At 32.7% G+C, this 6871-nt stretch carries 8 protein-coding genes; 3 read left to right on the top strand and 5 right to left on the bottom strand.

What is annotated here, in order from left to right; all coding sequences use genetic code 11:
- The 3 genes from PHC28_RS13620 to PHC28_RS13610 form a co-directional block, all read left to right on the top strand.
- The coding region (locus PHC28_RS13620; RefSeq protein WP_300101618.1) for a rhomboid family intramembrane serine protease at window positions 1-525 on the top strand (525 nt) is incomplete at its 5' end.
- Between the two features lie 39 nt (window positions 526-564).
- On the top strand, window positions 565-1437 hold the full coding sequence (locus PHC28_RS13615) for a rhomboid family intramembrane serine protease (protein ID WP_300101615.1): 873 nt from the start codon (window positions 565-567) through the stop codon (window positions 1435-1437).
- Window positions 1438-1523: 86 nt separating this feature from the next.
- On the top strand, window positions 1524-2570 hold the full coding sequence (locus PHC28_RS13610) for an endonuclease/exonuclease/phosphatase family protein (RefSeq protein ID WP_300101624.1): 1047 nt from the start codon (window positions 1524-1526) through the stop codon (window positions 2568-2570).
- 14 nt (window positions 2571-2584) lie between these two features.
- On the opposite strand, the gene PHC28_RS13605 is transcribed toward PHC28_RS13610, so the two are convergent.
- From PHC28_RS13605 to PHC28_RS13585, 5 genes are all read right to left on the bottom strand, one after another.
- Window positions 2585-3211, bottom strand: a complete 627-nt coding sequence (locus tag PHC28_RS13605; protein ID WP_300101621.1) for a WbqC family protein — start codon at window positions 3209-3211, stop codon at window positions 2585-2587.
- A 92-nt stretch (window positions 3212-3303) separates the two neighbouring features.
- Window positions 3304-4878 carry a signal peptidase I gene (gene lepB, locus PHC28_RS13600; RefSeq protein WP_300101612.1) on the bottom strand — a complete coding sequence of 525 codons (1575 nt, stop codon included), beginning with the start codon at window positions 4876-4878 and terminating at the stop codon, window positions 3304-3306.
- Between the two features lie 74 nt (window positions 4879-4952).
- Window positions 4953-5654 (bottom strand): 4-hydroxy-tetrahydrodipicolinate reductase, encoded by a 702-nt coding sequence (dapB, locus tag PHC28_RS13595; RefSeq protein WP_300101610.1) that lies wholly within the window; start codon window positions 5652-5654, stop codon window positions 4953-4955.
- Window positions 5655-5710: 56 nt separating this feature from the next.
- Window positions 5711-6271, bottom strand: a complete 561-nt coding sequence (locus PHC28_RS13590; RefSeq protein WP_300101608.1) for a DUF5683 domain-containing protein — start codon at window positions 6269-6271, stop codon at window positions 5711-5713.
- A partial coding sequence (locus PHC28_RS13585; RefSeq protein WP_300101605.1) for a ParB/RepB/Spo0J family partition protein occupies window positions 6271-6871 on the bottom strand: 601 nt, incomplete at its 5' end. The genes PHC28_RS13590 and PHC28_RS13585, both read right to left, overlap by 1 nt.

Genomic DNA, 6871 nt, shown 5'->3' with positions numbered 1-6871 from the left:
GAGCATTTTTGGGGCGGTAAAAAATTCTTGTTTTTTTATATTTCCTGTGGATTGGGAGCTGCATTAGTAAACACAGCAATAAATTATTATTATTTTCAAGAAGGATTAAATACTCTAATGTCGAATCGATTTCCAAAAGCGGAAATTTTACAAGTTTTGGACCAAGGAAAAATTAATACTCAATGGCAAGAATTATTGTCGGTTTCAGATTTTCAGAAATTCACTTCTGCTTATCTTGGTTCAGTTGTAGGAGCTTCGGGAGCAATTTATGGAACTATTGTGGCTTTTGCATTTATGTTTCCTAATGCAGAATTGGCTTTGATGTTTATTCCAGTTCCAATAAAAGCAAAATATTTTGTTCCTGGATTAGTTCTAATCGATTTGTATTTGGGAGTTTCTGGTGGTGAATCTATTTTTGGAGGAGGAGGAATTGCTCATTTTGCTCACGTTGGTGGTGCATTATTTGGTTTTATAATTATGTGGTATTGGAAGAAAAACCAGTTTAACAATAATCGTTGGAATTAAAATCTAATTTCAGATAGGAGATTTTTAAAAACATAAAAAATGAGCAGTATTATTGACGACTTGAAAACACAATATAAATTTGGTGGAATAACCCAAAAGTTAATCTATTGGAATATTGCTTGCTTTCTGATTTCGTATGTGCTTTTTGGATTGTTGAAATTAATAGATATTAATATTGATTTTCTTCAATATGTGAGTTTATCATCCAACCCAGCAGATTTGATTTGGAAGCCTTGGTCATTAATTACGTATGCCTTTTTTCATTCCGATATTTTCCATATTTTTTTCAATTTGATAATTCTTAATTTTTCTAGCCAATTGTTTTTGACTTTTTTCAATCAGAAACAGTTGTTGGGATTGTATATCTTATCAGCTGTATTTTCGGGTTTTGTTTTTGTTTCATCATTTTATTTAATGAATATTTTTTCGCCAATGGTTGGCGCATCTGGAGCAATTATGGCGATTTTAGTTGCCACAACAGTCTATCAACCTTTGATGAATGTACGTTTGTTACTCATTGGCAACGTGAAATTATGGCATATTACACTTGTGATTCTGCTAATCGATTTGCTACAAATTCGTGACGGAAATACGGGTGGTCATATTGCGCATTTCGCTGGTGCTTTTTTTGGCTATATTTTTATTGTATTGCTTCGCAACGGAACCGATTTGAGTAAAATAGTTTCATCCTTAATTGATTTTTTTGTTAATTTGTTCAGGAAACCCAAATCCACGCCATTCAAAAAGGTGCATAAAAATTACAAACAACCTGTGGCGAAACCTACTTCAAAAATTGTCACAAAGGACAAAACGCAACAACAAATCGACGAAATCTTGGATAAAATCAGCAAATCTGGATACGATTGTTTGACCAAAGACGAAAAAGAATTTTTGTTTAAAGCCGGGAAATGATAAAGTTTGTAGTTTATAGTTTTTGGTTTATAGTTGCGCCACAAACAGCAAACAGCAAACAGCAAACAACAAACAACAAACATAAAATGAAAAACCTTTCGTGGTTTAATAAAGGAATGTTTCTTTTGAATATAGTGTTGACTGTATCAACATTCATTGCGTATGTTTTGCCTTTTTTAGCACCTAAACTTTTTCCTCTTCTATCAGTACTTACTTTGATAATGCCGTTGTTTCTCCTATTGAACGCCTTATTTTTCCTCTATTGGGCTATTCAATTTAAGAAGAGAATGATTTTGTCGGGTTTATTACTTTTGATGGGAATCACTTTTATCAATAAATTCTATAAATTTTCCGCCAAAGATTATCCAATTGAAGACAAAGATTTTGTTGTGATGAGTTATAATGTGCGTTTGTTTAATGTTTTCAAATGGCTAGATCGTGAAGATGTTCCAGAGAATATTCTTGCTTTTATCAATGATAAAAATCCTGATATTCTGTGCGTCCAGGAATATTCAAATTCAGCTCATATTGATTTAAAAGTATATCCTCATCGCTATATTTTTATGGAGGGTGTTAAAATTAAGACAGGTCAGGCTATTTTTTCTAAATTTCCCATTATTGATCAAGGACATATTGAGTTTCCTGACTCGAATAATAATTTTGTTTTTGCTGATATTAAAATGGGAAAGGATATTATTAGGGTTTACAATATGCACTTGCAGTCGATAAAAATTTCGCCAGATGTTACTGAAATTAATGAAAATATTGACGCCATTAATCAAGGGAAATCGGAGCAGCTTTTCTATAGAATAAGTAAGGCTTTCAAAAAACAACAGCAACAAGCCGAGATCATAAAAGAGCATAAAAAGGAGTGTAAATATCCCATCATCATTTGTGGTGATATGAATAATAGTCCGTTTTCCTATGTTTATAGGAATATAAAAGGAAAATTGAAAGATAGTTTTGAGGAAGCTGGTAAAGGTTTTGGAGCTACTTATAAATTCAAATATTATCCAGCCAGAATCGATTATATTTTCGCTGATGAGAAAATGACGGTCAAGAAATTCGAAAGTTTTCCTGAATTCGAAAATTCCGATCATTATCCTATTATGGCAAAATTGTCAATGGAATAGGGTAGTTTTGAGTTTTATTTTAGAATTAATTTCTGATTTTTCAAATAGTCCAAAGCAAATTTTCCTTCGTTGAATATCAAATCAAGAACACTTAAATTATTTATAAATCCATATTTATCACCAAAAACTTGGGTGTAAGATTCAAATTCTGATGGGTCTTTTTTTCCGTTTGCCAAATGTCTATAATCTAAAATTAAATTGGAATCTACTTCGTGAAAATATTCGGAAGTAGTTTTATATTCGAATTTCATTCGCAGACATTTCGAAACAATAGCCATCGTTTCAAAATTCAAGTCCAATAAAAAAGTGTGTTTTTTTTCGAAAATGGGACGAATAGCATCTTCAAAATATTCAAAAAAAGGAGAACTTCTGTAGGCTGCTTCTAATGATTTGAAATGTTGTTTTTGCCAATCAAAGTCAGTTTCGATTTTGATATCTTTTGTTTTTTGGTGACTCTCACCAGAATGCTTTACAGGAATATTCAACAACTGAATTCCGTTTGGACTGTAAATATAAGTTCGGTTTCGATTCGTTTGTTTCTGAAAATTATCTTCTATTTCGAACTCAATTTCTTCAGATTGAGCCATAGCAACATAATGGCTTATCGAAGGGAAATAGGTGGGATGGAGTAGAAGATTCATCATTTTATTAGTTTAATATGGTTTAAAATTGTTTAAAAGTTTAATCAGTTTGGTGGTTAAACAACATTAAACTTTTAAACACTTTTAAACATTTAAGCTTTTTTCTCTTTTCTTTTTTTCCAAAAATATTCACCTACAAAAAAAGCTGCCAAAGCAAGCAAGAATAATTTGAAATAGGATTGAGGTTGTCCGTCTCCGTCAACAGTAGTAAATAATCTTTCCCAACGTATTTTTCCTAAGCCTTTGCCATTGGTATCCCAACTCATCCAGATGAAAACAGGTTTTCCAACGATATGATTTTCGGGCGTATATCCAAAATAACGTGCGTCTAACGAATTATGACGGTTGTCTCCCATCATCCAATAATAATTTTGTTTGAAGGTATAATTAGTGGCTTTTTGATCATTGATATAAATATCATTGCCAACTACTTCAAGTTTGTTGCCTTCATATTCATTAATTATTATTTTGTAAAAAGGCAAGGTTTCTTTGTTTAAAGCAACTGTTTTTCCTGCTTGAGGAATATAAATTGGGCCAAAGTTATCACAACTCCAATTGTTTGTGACTGATGGTTTTCCATCTTGAAAATCTGGAAAAATACCATCTTCTGGGCCTTTTCTGATTTCTCTAATTACGTTTATAATACCAGGAACATTTTTCATTCTAGCAGCATTGGCAAAAGTTAGTGCTGTTATTCCTACGGTATCCTTCTGAGTGCTAACATAATTAATTCCGTCTGTCACATTCATATCTTTAAATAGATAGTCAAAATCGATTGACGTTTTTCCGTCTAAAACAAGTTTATAAGAATATTGAGGCTTCGCTCTTTCAGGCACAAGCAATTCTTTTCCATTGATAAAAACAATTCCATCTTTTATCTGTAAACTGTCGCCAGGAATCCCCACACAACGTTTTACATAGTTTGTTTTTTTATCAATTGGCTTGTCATACCTTTTATCAGCCTTTATATACATATTAAACAAGGTATCTCTTGGCCAGTTGAAAACAACAATATCATTATTTTTTATTTTTTCGAAACCTGGAAATCTAAAATAAGGTAGTTCAGGCCAGCTTAAATAAGATTTAATTTTGGCAAACGGAATCGAATCGTGTACCATTGGCAAAGCCACTGTAGTCATAGGAACTCTAGCGCCATAATTCATTTTGCTCACGAATAAAAAGTCGCCAACTAATAATGATTTTTCCAAAGACGAAGAAGGAATTGTGTAAGGTTGTATTAGATAAGTGTGAACTAAAGTGGCAACAATAATGGCAAAAAGCAGCGAACTTACAGTATCTGCGGTTTTGTTTTCAGGATTCAAACTTCTGTCTGTAACGTATTTTAATTCTTGTGTATAATTGACATACAAGATATATAAACCACAAGTAACTATTCCTAAGAAAGTGTCTAAACTAGATCTTTTTCCAAAACTTCTCAAAGTTTCAACCCAAATAACTGGGAACATTATTAGATTGATAATAGGTATGAAAAGTAATAAAGTCCACCAGGTTGGGCGACCAATAATTTTCATCAAAACGATGGCATTGTAAACGGGAATTGCCGCTTCCCAGTTTTTTCTTCCTGCGGCTACATATAATTTCCAAGTTCCTAAAAAGTGAATTACTTGTACTATCAAGAAAAACACAAACCATTGATAAACTGTCATACTATTTTTGTTTAAAGTTTAAAGTTTAAGGTTGTTCAATTTGGAAATTTAAATCCCTTAAACGTGAAACGAATTTATTTTAAATCTAATACATCTTTCATAGTGAAAATGCCTTGTTTTTCCACAATCCATTCTGCGGCAATTACTGCTCCAAGTGCAAAACCATCACGGTTATGAGCCGTATGCTTAATTTCGATTTCATCCACCACAGATTTATAAGTTACCGTGTGTGTTCCTGGAACATTTTCGGTTCTTATGGCGTCAATATGAATCTCATTTTCTTTTGGTGAATCCAATGTCCACTTTGTGTAATTACTATTTTCAATCACCCCTTTTGCTAGTGAAATGGCTGTTCCGCTTGGCGCATCTAATTTTTGAGTATGGTGAATTTCTTCCATATCAACTTTATAGGAATCGAATTTCGACATCATTTTTGCCAGATATTCGTTGAGTTCAAAGAAAATATTCACTCCTAAACTAAAGTTAGAACTTGAAAGAAAAGCACCTTTTTTTTCTGTGCAAAGCTGTACCATTTCGTCATAACGATCTAACCAACCAGTTGTGCCAGAAACCACAGGCACATTGGCATAAAAACAACTCGAAATATTCTCGACAGCAACAGCAGGAATACTGAAATCAATGGCAACATCGGCATTCGAAAGGCCTTCGTAAGTGTTGAATTCGTCTTTTTTCAAAACAATTTCGTGTCCTCTTTCAATGGCAATTCTTTCGATTGTTTGACCCATTTTTCCGTATCCTAAAAGTGCTATTTTCATTTATAAGTTTTGTTTTTTCGATTCTACTTTCCTGTTCCCTTTTTTAACTAAGAGATTTAAAAGTTATAATTAAAGGTTAGTCCAATATTTGTTCGAGATGTTACATCATTCAAATAAATATTTGGTTTCAATGACAAATTTTCATTGACATTAAACTGTATTAAAGCTGCATCAACATTAGCATCAATGATATTTAAAACATAAAAACCAACCACAAATAATGCGGATAAATCTCGATTTCGTTGATAAAATTTCTGTGCTGAAATCAATCTGGTTTTGTCTAAATAGTAAAATTGGTCGTCTGTGTAACCTTCTAATCTTCGTTTATAAGCATCCCGGTATTGATGGTAACTTTTATTGCTGTTAATATAAAAATAAAGGCTGGTTCCAATAGCTCCATAAACTAAAGGGATTTTCCAGTATTTTTTGTTGTAAGCTTGTCCCAAACCTGGTAAAACTGCTGAATAAAAAGCTGCTTTTGCTGGGGTTAGTGGATCAATATCATTTGATTTCACAGTGTCTTTCGCTACCAAGACAGCATCTGTTTTATCTTGCGAAAAAACGGTTGTGTTTCCTATAAAAAAGAGGAGCAGACTTATGAAAATAATCTTGTTCACTAGCCTTTTATTAATTTAATAATCCTGTTGAAGTCTTCTTCAGAGTGAAATGGAATAGTGATTTTCCCTTTTCCATTTCCAGCAATTTTCACATCTACTTTTGTCCCAAAATAATTATTGAAAGTATTTTTCTCTGAATCAGGAATTTCGAAAGAAGTAGCTTTTGGTTTACCAGCAGGTTTAGGTTTTAAACTTTCCTGATAATTTTTTACCAAAGCTTCGGTTTCGCGAACAGATAGATTCTGGCTTACAATTTTTTGGTAAATATCCGTTTGAATATCTTGGTCTTCAATATTGATAATTGCACGACCGTGACCCATACTGATGAATCCATCACGAATTCCAGTTTGGATAATTGGATCTAGTTTTAAAAGTCTTAAATAATTGGCGATTGTCGAACGTTTTTTTCCCACACGTTCGCTCATTTGCTCTTGTGTCAATTGAATTTCATCAATTAATCTTTGGTAGGAAAGCGCAATTTCTATTGGATCTAAATCGTGGCGTTGAATATTTTCAACCAAAGCCATAATTAAAGATTCGTTGTCATTTGCAATCCTAATATAAGCAGGAATAGTGGTCAATCCCACCAATGTCGAAGCA

This window comes from Flavobacterium sp., assembly GCF_028712645.1.
Taxonomy (GTDB): Bacteria; Bacteroidota; Bacteroidia; order Flavobacteriales; family Flavobacteriaceae; genus Flavobacterium.
Note: the sequence above shows the minus strand (reverse complement) of the source record. Positions and strands in the feature narration are given on the sequence as shown.

Excerpts from the sequence above, each read along its gene's own strand:
- PHC28_RS13615 (WP_300101615.1), top strand. The coding sequence starts at position 565 with ATGAGCAGTATTATTGACGACTTGAAAACACAATATAAATTTGGTGGA.
- PHC28_RS13605 (WP_300101621.1), bottom strand. The coding sequence starts at position 3,211 with ATGAATCTTCTACTCCATCCCACCTATTTCCCTTCGATAAGCCATTAT.
- lepB (WP_300101612.1), bottom strand. The coding sequence starts at position 4,878 with ATGACAGTTTATCAATGGTTTGTGTTTTTCTTGATAGTACAAGTAATT.
- PHC28_RS13610 (WP_300101624.1), top strand. The coding sequence starts at position 1,524 with ATGAAAAACCTTTCGTGGTTTAATAAAGGAATGTTTCTTTTGAATATA.
- dapB (WP_300101610.1), bottom strand. The coding sequence starts at position 5,654 with ATGAAAATAGCACTTTTAGGATACGGAAAAATGGGTCAAACAATCGAA.